The organism is Vibrio satsumensis (genome assembly GCF_050337435.1).
Lineage (GTDB): Bacteria > Pseudomonadota > Gammaproteobacteria > Enterobacterales > Vibrionaceae > Vibrio > Vibrio satsumensis.
The window spans coordinates 13976-30202 of sequence record NZ_JAKJSX010000025.1 but is presented as its reverse complement, the minus strand read 5'-3'; the positions used below and the strand labels follow the sequence as shown (position 1 = coordinate 30202).

The following is a 16227-nucleotide window of genomic DNA, read 5'->3' as shown; positions in this document are numbered from 1 at the left end:
CCTTCAACAAAATGATGGAAGCAAATGGCAACGATGCGCGTATTTTAGTTGGTGACGGTGTTGCGACTGTGACATTTACAGATGGTCAAGGAAACAAGATCACTAAAGACATCACAGCAGTAGATATGCCAGAAGTAACAGAGCGCATGGCGAAGGTTCGTGTAGCTGCTGAGCAAGTAATTCGTGACAATATGCCATCAGTTAACCCTCCGGCAGATGGCGACTTACCGCCAGTAAGCGACATTGACCCACTTCCACAGCTTCCAAGCGATGCAGAGAAGGCAACAGCCTTCAACAAAATGATGGAAGCAAATGGCAACGATGCGCGTATTTTAGTTGGTGACGGTGTTGCGACTGTGACATTTACAGATGGTCAAGGAAACAAGATCACTAAAGACATCACAGCAGCAGATATGCCAGAAGTAACAGAGCGCATGGCGAAGGTTCGTGTAGCTGCTGAGCAAGTAATTCGTGACAATATGCCATCAGTTAACCCACCTGCAGATGGTGACTTACCGCCAGCAGAGGATGTTATTGTAGACCCAATCGAAGGTGAGAAACCAGCACCATCTGAAGGGCAGAAAATTGTTGAAGGTCTGAAGAAAGCTGCCGACGGTATTCGTGATGCGGAGAAAGACTGGGGTGAAAATAGCACTGGTGCTATCGCTGAGTACTCTCAAGCTGTACAAGCACAAGCTCAGTCTCAAATTGATGAGCTTTATGCTTTAGGCAACCAAAATGCGACTGACATCAATACTCTATTTAATGAGGTTGACCGTCTAGATTCTAAAATTGATGGTGTTGCTGCGATGTCACAAGCATCACTGGCTGCTCGCCCTTACCTATCGACTAACCAGACTTCTTCAGTAGGTGTTGGTATTGGTGGCGCAGGTTCAGAAGCAGCGTTTGCACTTGGCTACGCTCACCGCATGACGGAAAACTGGACTGCAAATGCAAATGTTGCAGTTAACACTGGCGATAGTGCAGAAGCATCTTATGGTGCAGGTGTTTCATACGCTTGGTAAGAATACCCTTAAAACTTATGTTTTAGCCCCTCTTCGGAGGGGTTTTTTGTGTTTGTTTACGATTGCGTAGCACAGTTCGTTGATGCAATTAGTACGAAAAAGCCAGCAACATGTGCTGGCTTTGCAATTCTTGTGCGCTGCTATTCGTTAGCGCGCTTCTACTGTGGAGTTATACCAATTTCATCTCTTGGATGATATCTGAAGCGATTTCTGGCTTCGTACTGGTTGGCTTCTCGTGTAGATCCGATTTCAACTGTCCCTTACGGTTACTTAGGCCTGCTTCAAGTTTCTTAAGCGCTGCAGCGATAGCTGGGTACATAACATCGTCTGTAGATTTTGCTGTTACTCGTACACCTTCGTAGTTTGTGAATACTTCAACCTGATGTTGACCGTGTTCTTTAGTAATGATGATGTCGCAGCTAATCAGTGATGGGAAATGGTTAGATATCTTCTCGAATTTACCTTCGATGTCTTTGCGTGACTCGTCGTTAATTGATACATGATGTGTTTGAACATTTATTTTCATAAATCATACCTTTCCAATGACTGTGTCATTTAAACGTAGCAAACATCGCATAGATTAACCAACTGAGAATTAGCACATGTGTGATTCACTTCAGTGTTATCAAATATTCTCTTGTTACTCCCTTGAAAGTCCGATGAACTGATCGCATATTATGTTTCGTGAATTTCAAACGTGTTTAAAAAAACCTCATTCTCGAAATATTGCTCCAGTTGACTTCGCTCACTTAGATTTTATCGCCTTAATCAAGCTGCACCTCAATGACTTATTCTAGTCTTAAATTTATAAATCGCCTGTTATTCCCTACAAATTCCAATCTTTACCTCGTTATCACAATTACTGATATAAAGAACAATGACTGATTGAGATACGGTCTAGTACGGGATACTCTAACAGCTATATTCTATTTGGATCCGTTATCATGAAAATGCCTGTTAAATTCGCTGCAATTGCAGCTTCCCTTTCTTTTGCTTTTAATGCCTTTGCAGCCCCTGTTGAATTTCAGAAGATCCCTGAGATCATGCAGCAATTTGAAACTGCAGAACTGTACGTAAAGAAGTCGGTCACCTTAGGTCGTTTACCAGCCGAGTCTGAAATTGGCATTGATTTCCCTACTTATGTTTCAGATGGTAAGGGCGGTTACAGCTTAGAGACAAACAACGTCATGACAGATTCTGTTGTTATCGCAAGCATGCCGAAAGCGATTGTTGATGATGTTTTCAACCAATGGCTAGTACCTAAAGAGACATGGATCAGCAGCTATGGTTCATTGCCAACCTCGACCACTGAATTTAAGCCGTTTAAGCGCATTAAAACTATCAAAGCCATTAAGATTGATGCAGAAATGCTTGAGCTGTTAGGCAGTGAAGATGGCAATACGGCGATGATCAAAGTGAGCTGGGATGAGAAGGGGATGAAGGTTTATAAGGATGGTTACTTAGCGGATTATGAATACGGGATCGCCCCACATGAGATGCAAGAAAACTACGAATTAGCACCTAAGTAGTTCGATTCAATTTAGAAAAGCGCCCCGTTTTTATGGAGCGCTTTTTTGTAGGTAAAGGGGTTGTTACTGAAGAATACTGAGTGACCAGTATTAGAGGTTAAGACTCATTAAACTCGTAAGAAGATGGCACCACAATCACGCCTTGTTTTGATATGTGGAAGCGTTTGGCATCGGCAAGACTATCAATGCCGATTTGAGTTCCATCAGGCACCTTAACGTTCTTATCTATGATGCAGTTCTGAATATGGCAGTTTCGTCCAATCTCGACGTCCTCAAACAGAATACTATCAATCACAATCGCGGCATTGCTGACTTTGACCTTAGGGAAGAAGATAGAGTTTTGCGCTGAACCGCCTTCAATCACGACCCCATTCGCGATCATCGAGTTGATGAATATCCCTTGGTTACCTTCTACCGAAGCGATGGTTCGTGCTGGTGGCAGTTGCGGATCATAGGTGCGAATCGCCCAATCTGGTTGATATAAATCGATAGGCGAGGCTGGTTTCAACAAGTCCATATTCGATTGGTAATATGAGTCGATCGTACCCACATCTCTCCAGTAAGCATCTTGTGTTACGCGCCCTTCTTCATCACCAAACTTATGCGCGTAAACGCTGTTGTTGCCGACCAACTTCGGAATGATGTCTTTACCAAAATCGTGGCTTGAATCTGGATCTTCTGCGTCTGCCAATAATGCTTGTGTCAGTACTTCTTTATCAAAGATGTAAATCCCCATTGAAGCCATGCTTCGAGTCGGCCTACCAGGTACACAAGCAGGGTAACGTGGCTTCTCGGTAAAGTTATTGATCTGCAGAGTTTCGTCTATCTCCATCACACCAAACTCTTTGGCTTCATCAATCGAAACCTCCATGCACGCTACCGTTAAATCGGCTTCATTCTGTTTGTGTTGCTTGAGCATTGGTGCGTAATCCATGCGATAGATATGGTCGCCTGATAACACCACCACATGCTTAGCTTCACTACGAGAAAGCAGATACAAGTTTTGATAAATCGCATCGGCTGTACCGCTATACCAGCTATCACCGGTTCGCATTTGTGGGGGAACATTGGTGATGTATTCGCCGAGCTCGGGGTTAAGCACCGACCAACCATCACGTAAATGTTTTTGCAAAGAGTGCGACTTGTACTGAGTAAGCACCAGAATTTGGCGAAGCCCAGAATGTAGGCAGTTCGCGAGTGTAAAATCGATGATTCGATATTTGCCACCAAAGGGTACCGCAGGCTTTGCACGGTTATCGGTGAGGGGAGAAAGCCGAGAGCCAACACCGCCGGCCAGAACGATTGTTAGAGTGTCTTGCATAGTCAGAACCTCAATGTATTTATGATTATGAACATAGACTTGCAAGCACTAAGCCAAATGTAACTCATTGAATATTAAACGAGGTGAGAGTGATTATTGTGGTAATGCACCAAATTGATGCGTACGGGATATTGGCTTGCTCTATTTTGATCCAAAGCGATCCGATCAAAGTGGAGGGGTTGTTCTTAACAAAATGATGCACGGAAAAGTTGCATTACAAAACTGTCAATAAAATGAAGGAATAAAGTGATCGGCTCGATATAAATTTACATAAATAATCACAAGTTTTCACAAATTGATTTCCATCAATAAAGTAGGGTTATTCTATGCTACCTTGCACGCAAAATAAGAAATGATTACTCATTCACCAATAAAGAATTAAGCCCTCAAAAGGAAATTATAATGAAAAAAACAGTATGTGGTATTGCGGTTATTGCGGCTCTTATGTCAACCAATGTTCTTGCTCATAAAGAAGGTGATTTCATCATCCGTGCAGGTGCAGCAACAGTTTCTCCAAACGACAGCAGCGGCGCTGTTCTAGACAACTCAGACCTTGAGTTTTCGGTTGATTCAGATACTCAGCTTGGTCTTACTTTCGGCTACATGTTTACTGATAACATCAGTTTTGAAGTATTAGCAGCGAGCCCATTTTCACACAGTATTTCTGTTAATGGTTTAGGTAAAGTGGCTGACACTAAACACCTACCACCAACGTTTATGGTTCAGTACTACTTTGGCCAAGCGAACAGCGACTTCCGCCCTTACGTGGGTGCAGGCATTAACTATACTGTCTTCTTTGATGAAGAACTTAATGGCACTGGTAAAGATGCAGGCTTGAGTGACTTGTCTCTTGATGATTCTTGGGGACTTGCGGCAAACATTGGTATGGATTACATGATCAATGAAGATTGGTTCTTGAATGCGTCAGTTTGGTATGCAGACATTGGCACTACAGCGAAATACAAAGCGGGTGGAAAACAGTACTCAACAGACGTTGATATCGACCCATGGGTATTCATGATTGGTGGTGGTTACAACTTCTAAGCCACCTATTCAGTTTACTAAAGGCGCTCAAGCACCAGCCAGCTTGGGCGCTTTTTTTTGCTTGCTTGTTAATGAATTACTTAATCTAACTTACTGTTGTTATGGGTAAAGCAAACTGATTGTCGTCATTTATTGTTAATAAAAGAGAAAGATAACTGTCATAACAGCCCTCTATGATCGCGGTTCTAATTATGGAGGATATATGAATCGTAAATTTAATAAGCTGACTCTATTACTGCCTATCGCGGTAAGTTCTGCTCTGGCTGGATGCTCTCAGTCAACTTCAACGACTGCAGGATCATCTCAAACATCACTTGATGCTTTTAGCCTTCAATGCCAATCCATCCAACATCCGAACAAGACAGATGCCACTGTTACTGGGATTAGTCTGGTTGGTCGTGCTATTGCTGACGCCCCGTTTGATACTTCTGCAGCCGAAATCGTCAGCTACGATTCATGTACCGATAAGCTTTATGTGGTTAACGCTCAAGCGCAGAAAGTCGATGTGTTGTCGATGGACGCTGACAGCGGGCCAACATCTGAAGGATCTATCGATCTTCAATCAGCAGCCGCAGCTTCTGGTATTGATATCGGTGCAGCAAACAGTGTGTCTACTCATCAAGGCCTAGTTGCGGTCGCGATTGAGAACGCCGACAAACAACAAGACGGCATCATTGCGCTTTATCGCTCAGACACGTTAGAGCTGATCACTACTTATACGGCTGGTGCATTACCGGACATGGTGAGCTTCTCGAAAGATGGTCGCCATATTGCCTCTGCAAATGAAGGTGAGCCGAATGCGGATTACAGCATTGACCCTGAAGGCTCAGTCACACTGGTTGATCTAGCCAACGGTCCTCTGCAAGCGAAAGTGACTCAAATTGATTTTAAGGCATTCAATCAAGGGCAGTCTCGCCATGCAGAGCTAACTGACAAGGTTCGAATCTCGGCGCCGAATGCAACGGTTGCTCAAGATCTAGAACCTGAATATCTAACGTTTGCTGATAACGGAAAACTCTACGTAGCCCTTCAAGAGAACAATGCATTAGCAGCGATTGACGTGGCGAGTGCACAAGTCGATGCGATTCTGGGACTAGGCGGAAAACCTTGGGATAATGCTAAGCTAGATGCGTCAAATAAAGACAAAAACATCGGCAATCTACAAAGCTATGCAATGTTAGAAGGCCTTTATATGCCAGATAGCATTACCAGTTACAGTGTTGAGGGCTACACCTACATCGTGACTGCGAACGAAGGTGATGGTCGTGAATATGGTATCAAGACCACGCAAGAAATGTGTGACGAGAAAGGTTTTGAGTGGGATGGTGATGACTATAAAGGCACCGAAAACTACACAACAGAAAAAGACTTTTGTATCGCTTATGTCGATGAAGTGCGTGGCAAGAAGTTAGACGTTGATGCTAACCACCCATTGGCAGGCGCACTCAAAGACAATAATCAATTGGCTCGCCTTAAGGTGATTAAGCCACAAGGGACACTTGCTGCCGACCAAAAGGTTCAAGCATTCGGTAGCCGTTCTTTCTCCATCTGGGATGAATCAGGCGAGCTCGTGTTTGATAGCGGTGATGATTTCGCTCGAATCGTTCTGGAGCAAGATCCTGCAAACTTCAACAGCACCAACGATAACAACCAAAGCGGTGATGATCGTAGCGATGACAAAGGCGTAGAGCCTGAAGCTATCGAAGTCGCTGAGATTAACGGTAAGCACTATGCCTTTATTGGTCTTGAACGCCAAGGTGGCATCATGGTTTACGACGTAACACAGCCTAGAAACGCAAGTTTCATCAGTTACTTGAACAACCGAGACTTTAAACAACCTGTGTGTACCAAAGTTGATGAAGACGGTGATTGCGACAACGATACTTACAACTCGAAAGCGGGTGACCTAGGTCCAGAATCTATCAAGTATTTCACTCGCTCTGGTAACCACTTTATCGCGGTTGGTAACGAAGTGAGTGGTAGCACATCAGTTTACCGCGTTGAATTTTAATCACGCTTATTGTTACTAGATTTAACCCAAAAAAAGCGCCACTACTGAATAAGTAGTGGCGTTTTCTATTTATGCATCACAAAGGTATGCGTGATAATTAGCTTCTATGGTTGTTGCTTAGTTGGTGCTAGAGCAATCTCACGGATACAAACGTTTTGTGGTTGTTGGTAAGCGAATGATACGGCGCGTGCAATATCGTCAGCTGCCAATACACCGCCCATGTCTTCTTTCCAAGAATCGTAACCGTCTTTGATCTCTTGAGATGTTGTGTGAGACAGAAGTTCAGTCTCTACGGCACCCGGTGCGATAGTAGTAACACGAACATTTGAAGCTGCTACTTCTTCACGAACGTTCTCAGAGATAGCGTGTACCGCGAACTTAGTACCACAGTAAGCCGCGTGGCTCGGGAATGTTTTCTTACCCGCAATTGAGCTGATGTTAATGATAGTACCTGTGTTGCGTTCCATCATCGGCGCAAGTACAGACTGCATGCCGTTTAGAAGACCAATTACGTTCACATCGAACATTGTCTTCCACTCTTGAGCGTCTTGCGTATCGATTTGACCAAGAAGCATTGCACCAGCGTTGTTGATAAGCGCGTCTACAGGGCCAAATTTCTCTTCACCTTGTACGATAGCTGCATCAAAAGACGCTTTGTCTGTTACGTCTACTTTCACAGATAGAGAGTTTGGTAGGTTCAGCGCTTCAAGGCGGTCAACACGACGAGCTAGAAGTAGCAGAGGGTGGCCTTCATCGCTTAGACGACGAGCGATTGCTTCACCAATACCAGAGCTTGCACCTGTAATTACGATTAGTTTTTTCATTTTATTTCCTCTGTACTTTTATTGCGTCGGGTGGTTACGACGTATTGTTTAAGTGCATTCGAATCAAGTGCTTGTTGCCTTGCTTCGTTGCGATGGAGGTATATTAAGGAAAATAGCATTGTTGATATATAGCGCTTTACTTGAAACACTGTTGCTGTAGTGCGACAATGAGTGTGTACATTTTATTACTTCATCATCTTAAAATCTCACAACTAAGCTGGCGACCATGCTCAATCAAATTAACCTGTCTGATATTCGTTCCTTTGTGCTTATTGCTCGATTAGGCAACTTTACTAAAGCCGCTGAGGAGCTCGATGTCTCGCGTTCCCACGTATCACGCCAGGTGAGTAGCTTAGAAAAGCAGATGGGTGTGACATTGTTTATTCGCACTACTCGAACCTTAAGGCTGACTCACGCAGGGCAAGATCTGTACGCGAGATGCGAACAAGCCTTAGATAACATCGACCAAGCCTTGATTGCTGCCGTCGACGATGTCGAAGAAGTACGCGGTGACATCAAAGTCAACTGTGTCGGTGGTTATTTGGGGGAAGTGATCATTGCGGATCTAGTGAATGAGTTTATGCAGCTCTATCCCGATATCAGTATAAGTCTGGATTTCAGTAGTAACCGAGTCGACTTGATTGAAGACGCTTTCGATATTGCATTTCGTATGGGAAGCCTTGAAGACGCGGGCTTTATTGCAAGGAAGCTATTGGACATAGAGATGGGAACACTCGCGAGCCCTGAGTATTTTGCTCGCAAAGGAAAGCCTAATCACCCTAAAGAGTTGATCCATCATGACTGCTTAACCGGTTCGGTGCGTAAATGGAGTTTTCAAGCGCTCGATGACACCAAGAAAACGCTCGATGTACATGTGACTGGAAGGTTGCAATGCAAAAATGGTCGAGTGCTAGTACAAGGTGCGAAGTCGGGTAACGGGATTATTCGTGTGCCAACCATCTATTGCTTGCAAGAACTCAATGATGGGCAATTAGTGCAAGTGTTTAATGACTGGGTGGTGCCTAAAGTGGACTTTTCAGCGATCTACCACCGAGACCGCTATCAACCAAGCCGTATTAGAACCTTCATTGATTTCGTGAAAAGTCGCTTTGAACAAATGCCAGTGAGCTAAGTATGTTTGCTGTCTTCCGTCTTCCTTTTTTTGTCTTCCGTTTTTTGACAATAGTTGGATTGGCTTAGACTTACATTTCGTCGATTTCGTTTTGCAGGCTTTCCAGTTGATCCAGAATCAGTAAAAACTTCTCACCAAAAGGCGTTACCTGATACTCAACTCTTGGTGGCAGTTCGTTGAACATTTGCTTGTCTAAAATCCCGAACTCAACATTTCGCTTCAAACATTCATTCAGTACCTTGGTCGATAACCCTTCGACCGAGCGCACCATCTCACCGGGGCGATTAATGCCATTTGCCAATAATTGGTAAACCGTTAGCGACCATTTACAGCCGTAGATGGTTTCCACCATACGAGCGGAACGCTCTGGTGCTGATTTTCTTGAAAAAAAGTTTTCCTGATTTTTCATAAAGATGTACCAATAAGTACCTACCTAACCGATTTGTACTTACTATTCATAGTGTTAGTTCAAAGCCTAAGATTACCACGTTCACATGACTTAGGAGATAACAAAATGAACTTCACTAAAAATGGTATTGCAGTAGTAATCGGTGGCACAAGCGGCATGGGCTTTGAAACAGCGAAGCAGTTAGTCGCTCAAAACATCCATGTGTTGGTTGTCGGCAATAACCCAGCTAAGTTAGATAAAGCGGTGTCAGAACTTCAATCATTAGGTCACGCTTCAGGCTGGCAAGCTAACCTCTATGATGATGCGAGTGTAGCTAATCTCATTGCGCATCTAGAGTCGCTTGAAGAGGGTATGGGTTACCTTGTTAATGCGGCGGGCTACTTCAACCCTAAAGCGTTTATTGAGCACCAAGAATCTGATTACGAGCAATACATGCAGCTTAATAAAGCAACCTTCTTCATCACTCAAGCGATAAGCAAATTGATGATCAAGAATGGCGGCGGCAGTGTGGTTAACGTTGGTTCTATGTGGGGTAAGCAAGCAATCAAAGCGACGCCATCTTCTGCCTATTCAATGGCTAAAGCTGGCTTGCACGCATTAACACAGCACATGGCAATGGAACTGGCTGAACATAACATTCGTGTAAATGCGGTGTCTCCGGCTGTGGTTAAAACGCCGATTTACGAATCTTTCATTAAACCGGAAGAAGTGGATCAAGCGCTAGAGGGTTTCAATGCGTTCCACCCGATTGGTCGAGTCGGTTTACCGAAAGATATCGCCAATAGCATCTCTTTCTTACTGTCAGACAGTGCTGATTGGGTAACGGGTGCAATCTGGGATGTTGATGGCGGTGTGATTGCTGGCCGCAATTAATCAGAATTCTCTTGAGGTGGCTGTCGCGTAGGTAAATAGCAACGAGATGGCCTCCTTGATGAGTATTCGCGTAGAATAGAAACTAGAAAGACAATAATAACTAAAACGATAACAAGAGTAAGGTCGCCACTATGTTCAACATGGACTTTTCAAAGAGACTGGTTATAAAAACCGAACCATTAGATTGGGTAGCGAGCCCTGCCAAAGGGGTATGGCGTAAGCCTCTAGAAAGAGAAGAGAGAGAGTCGGGTCACACGACTAGCGTGGTGAAATACGATCCTCAATCTTCATTCTCCGAACACCCACACCCCCAAGGAGAAGAGATCTTCGTATTAGACGGTGTGTTCTCAGATGAAACCGGCGATTTTCCTGCAGGCACCTATATTCGAAACCCACCTGGCAGTGCGCACTCTCCATCTAGTCGAGATGGTTGCACGATCTTAGTTAAGCTAAACCAGTTTGATGCGAGAGACTTAACTCAAGTCCGTATTAATACGAGAGAAACGGAATGGTTACCTGGTATTGGCGGGTTACAGGTGATGCCACTGCATGAGTTTGAGCATGAACATGTCGCATTAGTGAAGTGGCCTGTTGGCGAGCGTTTTCAGCCACACCGTCACTTTGGCGGTGAAGAGATCTTTGTGTTGTCGGGCACTTTCAAAGATGAACATGGTGTGTACCCTAAACACACATGGATGCGCAGCCCTCACATGAGTGAGCATTTCCCGTTTGTGGAAGAAGAGACCGTTATCCTCGTGAAAACGGGTCACTTGCCACTAATATGATGATTATCTCGCTGAACATAACAGAAAGCCGCTTACTAAAAGTCAGCGGCTTTTTATTTTTTAGTTCTTATTGAGCTTACTTAATACACATCTGAGCATTAGTAAGCGACACCAATGCGTTGGCGCGGGAACTTACCGGCTTCGAGTTCATCAATCATCGCGATAGCGTAATCGCTGACGGATATTTTGCTGTTGCCATCTTCGTCAGTGAGCAGTTGATCACCACCTGTGCGGTAGGTCGATAGTTTCTCGCCCGGGAAGATTTCCGCAGCAGGGCTAACGAATGTCCAGTTAACCTTGTCATTAGATTGTTTGAACACTTCAAGCGCTTCACCCTGTGCTAGTGCTTCGTTTTTGTAATCTGCTGGGAAGTCAGGAACGGTCACTAACGGTACGTTTGGCGCCACTTCTAATGAACCTGCACCGCCAACCCAAAGTAGGCGCTCGATACCAATGCTTGGCAGTGTCTCAAGCAGCTTAGTTGCTGTGCTTTTTACGATGTCGTGATTACCCAAAGCACGTCCGCCAATCGAAGTGATTACTGCATCAACGCCGGATAGTGCGGTTGCAAGGCTTGCTGCTTCATCTTGTAAATCAAATGAACGAACCTCAACATTGTTCATTTCTACACGGCTTGCATCTCTTACAACAGCAACCACGTCGTGTCCGCGAGCTTGAGCTTCTTGAGCGATGTGACTACCAATCCAACCTGATGCGCCTAATACTGCAATTTTCATAATGTATCTCCAATTATCTAATTTATTGAGTCTGTTTCTCGACAGCCATTGCAGTCTAATAGCTCACTAGGTTGCGATAAATATCGCAAAATGATGTAGATTGTATCCATATAGTGATCTAATAAGGTTAGGTTAGCAGCTAAACAGTTCAAGGAGAGTGTGATGGATAGGTTGACGGCAATGCGTAGCTTTGTCGAAGTGGCAAATTGTGCCAGCTTCACTCAAGCGGCTGAGCATTTGGACATGAGCCGATTGCAGGTGTCACGTCATGTTCAAGAAATAGAAGGGTGGCTAAAACAAAGGCTGTTGCACAGAACCACTCGTAAGGTGAGTTTGACCGCGGCAGGGGAAATTGCTCTGCAACGCTGTGAGAAAATTCTCCATGAAACCGCAGAGCTAGAAGTCACTTCACTTAATCAAACCGAGGATCTTTCTGGAACCATTCGAATTGCTGCACCCATTGGTTTAACTCAAAACATGCTGTTGGATGTGGTTGAACAGTTCACTGAGCGCCACCCTAATATCACGGTCGAGTTGTTTGCATCGGATCGTTTTGCGCAGCTGGTGGATGAAAGAATCGATATTGCCCTTCGCTATACTGACCAACCTGACGATAGCTTGATTGCTCGAAAGCTAATGGAAATTGATTCAGTGGTGTGTGCCTCGCAAGCCTACTTGGACAAACATGGTGAACCTAAAACGGTCGACGAGCTTCGACAGCACAATTGCTTTCGCCATTTGAGTGTCTCTAAGTGGGATTTCGTTAAGGATAATCAGCACTATTCTGTTGAGGTATCGGGGACTATCAAAGCCAACGATGTTGGGGTATTAACCCGCGCTGCACAGCATGGTAAAGGGGTTGTTCGATTGCCCTGCGATTTAGCCAATCCACTGATTGCGGATGGCAAATTGAAACGAATTTTGGATGATTTTGTTTCACCGAGTAGTGTACTTTGGGCGGTGTACTTGTCTCGCAGTTATCAGTTGCCTGTTGTGCGTCAGTTCATAGATTTTGCTGCGGAGGTTTGGTCTAGCGATATCAAGTCTGGGGATGTTTGAAACTTCATAGGCAATGATACATAGCGATAGAATTTTTAAAACTCATAAATACAAAAATCCGATATCAATGGTGATATCGGATTTGAACTCAATAATTCAGAGTTCCAGCACGCTCTCCTCTCACGAAGTCTTTACATGTAATGATGTACGGATAATCGAGTATTTATCACCTTTTCGTTGATGTTTGGTAAAGGCTGATACAAGCTTCTCGTAATGTCGGATAATACTTGGTCGTAGACTTGCGACACGACGCTAGAGATATCACTGGTTAATTCGTACATGCTATCTGCCGGTTGGGTCGCTTCGTTACTTGATGCAATCTCTGTAAGTGCATGCATCGCTCGTGTACAAACCGGTGACCCACTGCTAATCGGGCAGATAATCGATAATTGGTTGAGTTTTCTGTGTGTCTGAGACGCGTAGAATTTGAATCTTAAATACTCCTCAGGCTTCTCCATATCTGGGATACACATTCTGAGCTTGGTCAGGATCTCCATACAATCTAAGATCTGTTGCCAATTCATGTGGTACTCACGGCTCATGTCTTCACGTTCAGACTGAATCAGCCAGATGATCATCACTTCATCCATTAAGAACATGCTGTGACGAATCGTTTTGCCATGAATCGATTGGTTACGCACCAAGCTACGGTTTTGCCAGTCGCTGTGCATGGCGATGAGCTTGAGGTGATAGATGCGATACATAGGGCGGCTATCAAACGACACATGGGATTGAAGCAGCTCAGACACCTCAAGTATGTTGTCGTAAATCTCGTTCACTTTGCGAATCGAGTCGCTAGACAATTTATAAGCTAGAGCGTAATGCGTTGCCGCACGGTGTTTACGTGATAACAACAATAACTCTCTAAGCAGAACTAAGGTTTCAAACCTGTGTGATAGCGCTGTTTGTCTCTTCCTTGAGAAATGAAACAGGGCTGCAAGTACTAATAGGGATAACCCCACGGAAATAACTACAAACATATTCAACTCCTAATATTTGTATACCTACTTAGTGGTAGTGCAGACACCGTGCCAAAATAAATAAGTGTTATATTTCAATGAGTTATGTTTTTACTCTAATTATGGATGATCAATCATGGTGCATGACTTCACCATTCGAGTGAATGTTTCTCATATTTTGCAGGATTTTTTGAGAGGTTACGCTTTTCTACGATAGGTTGGGGAGGTTTCGATAAGCAGGGACATTTTGGAGATCTATCTCTGGATCGCTTTAATTTGTGGAAATCAAAAAGGCCTCACCCCTTATATGCTTTAACTTAAAAAGCAGTAAGAGTGAGGCCTTCAGTGTTCATTTCGCAGTATAGTTAGCTTAAATGCTAAGTGTTTAGCATTGAGGGCTAAACGTTATGCAAGCTTAAGGTCGAACTCAGTGCGGTACATCACCATATCTTCAATGGTCAGTACTGGCATGTTGTGCAGTTTACCGAAAGCAACGATCTCTGGCGCTTTTGCCATTGTGCCGTCTGGGTTGGTGACTTCACACAGTACGCCTGCCGATTGAAGACCAGCCATTTGCATCAAATCAACAGTACCTTCTGTGTGGCCGCGGCGAGCAAGTACGCCACCTTTACGAGCGCGCAGTGGAAATACGTGGCCAGGACGAGCAAGGTCAGTAGGCTTAGCTGTTGGGTTTGCAGCTGTCTTGATCGTTGTTACACGGTCAGCGGCAGAAACACCTGTTGTTACGCCAACTTTTGCTTCGATAGTTACGGTAAACGCAGTTTGGTTTGCGCTGTTGTTATCAACAACCATAGGTGGAAGTTCAAGTTGGTTTGCTTGCTCGTCAGTTAGACACAGGCACACGATGCCGCTGCATTCGCGGATCATTAACGCCATTTGAGCATTGGTTAGGTGTTCTACTGAGTAGATGATGTCGCCTTCGTTCTCGCGATCTTCATCGTCAAGTAAAAGTACGCCACGACCTTCGCGTAGAGCTTGCAGTGCGTTTTCAACGCGAGTGATTGGTTCGCCAAATTCGGCAAGTAGTGAAGACTGATTCATGGTTAAACTCCTAAAATATCACCAGAATCAGGGCTGTATGAGGGATCTCAACCGAGCACAACAAAGCCGACTCATTACAAGTTGGCCTTAGCTCATTATGGTTTTATCCAAAACGAAATGCACCCGCCTAAGTTGGAGGCATGAACCCAATAAATAGGTACGCCTTTCCAACTTAAACGAGTGTGTTTTCATTCTCTCTCATCCGGACTATGACCGTCGGCTCTGGCATCTCACCAGATCTGCTGACCTCGACGAATCGAGCGCTCGCGGGCTTATCTTTAGATTTTGCTAAGGACATACCGCCGGTGGGGAATTTCGCCCCGCCCTGAGAATAAAAATTAATAATCTGTTTTGCTTTGAAAGCAGACCAGATGGTAATCCTTTCAATAGTGGATTTAAAGGACTGACAGCAAAGTTTTTCAGATTCTGGTCTGATAATCCGGTGAGTGTTCACTTTATCAGCAGAACACAATGCCGTTGCGTTTAGTAAGGTACAGCCAGTCTTTAGTTAATTTGACTGTTGGTATGCGTATAGGTGGATGGTAAAGATTATTGGTGGTGAAGTGTGGGTTCACCGAATCAATACTCAAGCCCCGCGTTAATCGAATATTGTTACACCATGACGGCTGACTGACCGTTTTGACATAAAATTGATATTGGCGATGCTAAGCTGCGATAGCATCCGACCACTTCATCTAAAAGATTTTAGCCATGACTTCTCTGTTCTCTAACAAATCCAAAGGCTTACTACTGCTTGTTCTAAGCTTGTATTCCCTCGTACCATTTTTGATCTTTGGATCCGACTTCGACCTGGGAAGTGCGGTTTTGCCTTTCTATGGCGCCTTTATGACGTTCGTGACTTACTCAGCAGGTAATCAAGGTTTCTTGGTAACGCTAGCTGTTTTGTCTTTAGTTTTGCTCATGATGAAATTTTCCAAAGCTAAGCTGGTCAGCCTTTGTCTGCAGCTCGGCTTGTTGTTGGTGCTTAGCTTTGCAGCGAAAACCTTCTTAAAGCATTCAACAGAAAGTCCTCGTCCTTATTCTGAGTATTTGGTAACGCAAGAAGTCGTTGAAATGCCAGAAGTGTTTTATGAACTGCCACTGGTAGAAAAGAACGCAGCAATTGCATCTGTGCAAGATAAGGTGAGTGAGTGGCGAACGCGCCATTGGTTGGGTGAGACGGACTATTCTTTCCCATCTGGACACATGATTTTTGTTGGCGTGTGTCTGGCGTTCTTTGGTGGTTTGTTCCTAGAAGCGAAACGTTTTTACTTAGTGGGCGGCTTACTGGTTTGGGCTGGTGGCGTTGCTTATAGTCGTGTTTGGCTTGGTATGCATCGACCTGAAGACTTGGCGGCGTCTATCGCCTTTGCCGGTCTTATCTATCTATTGGTGCCAGTGGTTCCAACACAAAAAATAGAACCTTTACTGCCTAAGTTCTTGAGAGCGACCTAAGC

The 16227-nt window shown here is 44.4% G+C and carries 16 protein-coding genes and 1 riboswitch; of the genes, 9 read left to right on the top strand and 7 right to left on the bottom strand.

Annotated features, from left to right (window positions below):
* Positions 1-1025 (top strand): YadA C-terminal domain-containing protein (locus tag L4C44_RS22680; RefSeq protein WP_428805752.1); only part of this gene is annotated, 1025 nt, incomplete at its 5' end.
* 169 nt (positions 1026-1194) lie between these two features.
* Here L4C44_RS22680 and hpf read toward each other — a convergent pair.
* Positions 1195-1551 (bottom strand): ribosome hibernation-promoting factor, HPF/YfiA family, encoded by a 357-nt coding sequence (hpf, locus tag L4C44_RS22675; RefSeq protein ID WP_017106206.1) that lies wholly within the window; start codon positions 1549-1551, stop codon positions 1195-1197.
* 418 nt (positions 1552-1969) lie between these two features.
* Between hpf and L4C44_RS22670 the strand changes: the two genes are divergently transcribed.
* Positions 1970-2554: a hypothetical protein gene (locus L4C44_RS22670; protein ID WP_050632439.1), complete on the top strand. Its 585-nt coding sequence runs from the start codon at positions 1970-1972 to the stop codon at positions 2552-2554.
* Between the two features lie 97 nt (positions 2555-2651).
* Here the strand turns inward: L4C44_RS22670 and glgC are convergent, their stop codons facing one another.
* Positions 2652-3875 carry a glucose-1-phosphate adenylyltransferase gene (gene glgC / locus L4C44_RS22665; protein WP_428805751.1) on the bottom strand — a complete coding sequence of 408 codons (1224 nt, stop codon included), beginning with the start codon at positions 3873-3875 and terminating at the stop codon, positions 2652-2654.
* Between the two features lie 402 nt (positions 3876-4277).
* On the opposite strand from glgC, the gene ompW reads away from it, so the two are divergent.
* Both ompW and L4C44_RS22655 read left to right on the top strand, forming a co-directional pair.
* Positions 4278-4919 carry an outer membrane protein OmpW gene (gene ompW, locus L4C44_RS22660; protein ID WP_050651373.1) on the top strand — a complete coding sequence of 214 codons (642 nt, stop codon included), beginning with the start codon at positions 4278-4280 and terminating at the stop codon, positions 4917-4919.
* A gap of 202 nt (positions 4920-5121) precedes the next feature.
* A complete protein-coding gene (locus L4C44_RS22655) occupies positions 5122-6930 on the top strand; it encodes a choice-of-anchor I family protein (RefSeq protein WP_428805750.1) in 1809 nt (602 codons plus the stop codon).
* 104 nt (positions 6931-7034) lie between these two features.
* Here the strand turns inward: L4C44_RS22655 and L4C44_RS22650 are convergent, their stop codons facing one another.
* A complete protein-coding gene (locus L4C44_RS22650) occupies positions 7035-7754 on the bottom strand; it encodes an SDR family oxidoreductase (RefSeq protein ID WP_372291761.1) in 720 nt (239 codons plus the stop codon).
* Positions 7755-7980: 226 nt separating this feature from the next.
* Between L4C44_RS22650 and L4C44_RS22645 the strand changes: the two genes are divergently transcribed.
* Entirely contained in the window at positions 7981-8886 is a 906-nt protein-coding gene (locus L4C44_RS22645; RefSeq protein ID WP_428805749.1) for a LysR family transcriptional regulator, read from the top strand.
* A gap of 70 nt (positions 8887-8956) precedes the next feature.
* Here L4C44_RS22645 and L4C44_RS22640 read toward each other — a convergent pair whose 3' ends face one another.
* Positions 8957-9295, bottom strand: coding sequence for a winged helix-turn-helix transcriptional regulator (locus L4C44_RS22640; RefSeq protein WP_004741127.1), 339 nt, complete (start codon positions 9293-9295; stop codon positions 8957-8959).
* A gap of 105 nt (positions 9296-9400) precedes the next feature.
* On the opposite strand from L4C44_RS22640, the gene L4C44_RS22635 reads away from it, so the two are divergent.
* Both L4C44_RS22635 and L4C44_RS22630 read left to right on the top strand, forming a co-directional pair.
* Positions 9401-10168, top strand: a complete 768-nt coding sequence (locus L4C44_RS22635; protein ID WP_428805748.1) for an SDR family NAD(P)-dependent oxidoreductase — start codon at positions 9401-9403, stop codon at positions 10166-10168.
* 131 nt (positions 10169-10299) lie between these two features.
* A complete protein-coding gene (locus L4C44_RS22630; RefSeq protein WP_428805747.1) occupies positions 10300-10953 on the top strand; it encodes a cupin domain-containing protein in 654 nt (217 codons plus the stop codon).
* A 98-nt stretch (positions 10954-11051) separates the two neighbouring features.
* On the opposite strand, the gene L4C44_RS22625 is transcribed toward L4C44_RS22630, so the two are convergent.
* Positions 11052-11690 carry an NAD(P)-dependent oxidoreductase gene (locus L4C44_RS22625; RefSeq protein ID WP_428805746.1) on the bottom strand — a complete coding sequence of 213 codons (639 nt, stop codon included), beginning with the start codon at positions 11688-11690 and terminating at the stop codon, positions 11052-11054.
* A gap of 162 nt (positions 11691-11852) precedes the next feature.
* On the opposite strand from L4C44_RS22625, the gene L4C44_RS22620 reads away from it, so the two are divergent.
* A complete protein-coding gene (locus L4C44_RS22620) occupies positions 11853-12749 on the top strand; it encodes a LysR family transcriptional regulator (protein ID WP_428805745.1) in 897 nt (298 codons plus the stop codon).
* A gap of 131 nt (positions 12750-12880) precedes the next feature.
* Here L4C44_RS22620 and L4C44_RS22615 read toward each other — a convergent pair whose 3' ends face one another.
* Positions 12881-13729 (bottom strand): hypothetical protein, encoded by an 849-nt coding sequence (locus L4C44_RS22615; protein WP_373952539.1) that lies wholly within the window; start codon positions 13727-13729, stop codon positions 12881-12883.
* A gap of 384 nt (positions 13730-14113) precedes the next feature.
* On the bottom strand, positions 14114-14770 hold the full coding sequence (ribB, locus tag L4C44_RS22610) for a 3,4-dihydroxy-2-butanone-4-phosphate synthase (protein ID WP_017054827.1): 657 nt from the start codon (positions 14768-14770) through the stop codon (positions 14114-14116).
* Positions 14771-14956: 186 nt separating this feature from the next.
* Positions 14957-15107: riboswitch (FMN riboswitch) on the bottom strand.
* A gap of 374 nt (positions 15108-15481) precedes the next feature.
* Here ribB and L4C44_RS22605 point away from each other — a divergent pair.
* A complete protein-coding gene (locus tag L4C44_RS22605) occupies positions 15482-16225 on the top strand; it encodes a phosphatase PAP2 family protein (protein WP_428805744.1) in 744 nt (247 codons plus the stop codon).
* The last annotated feature ends 2 nt before the right edge of the window (positions 16226-16227 follow it).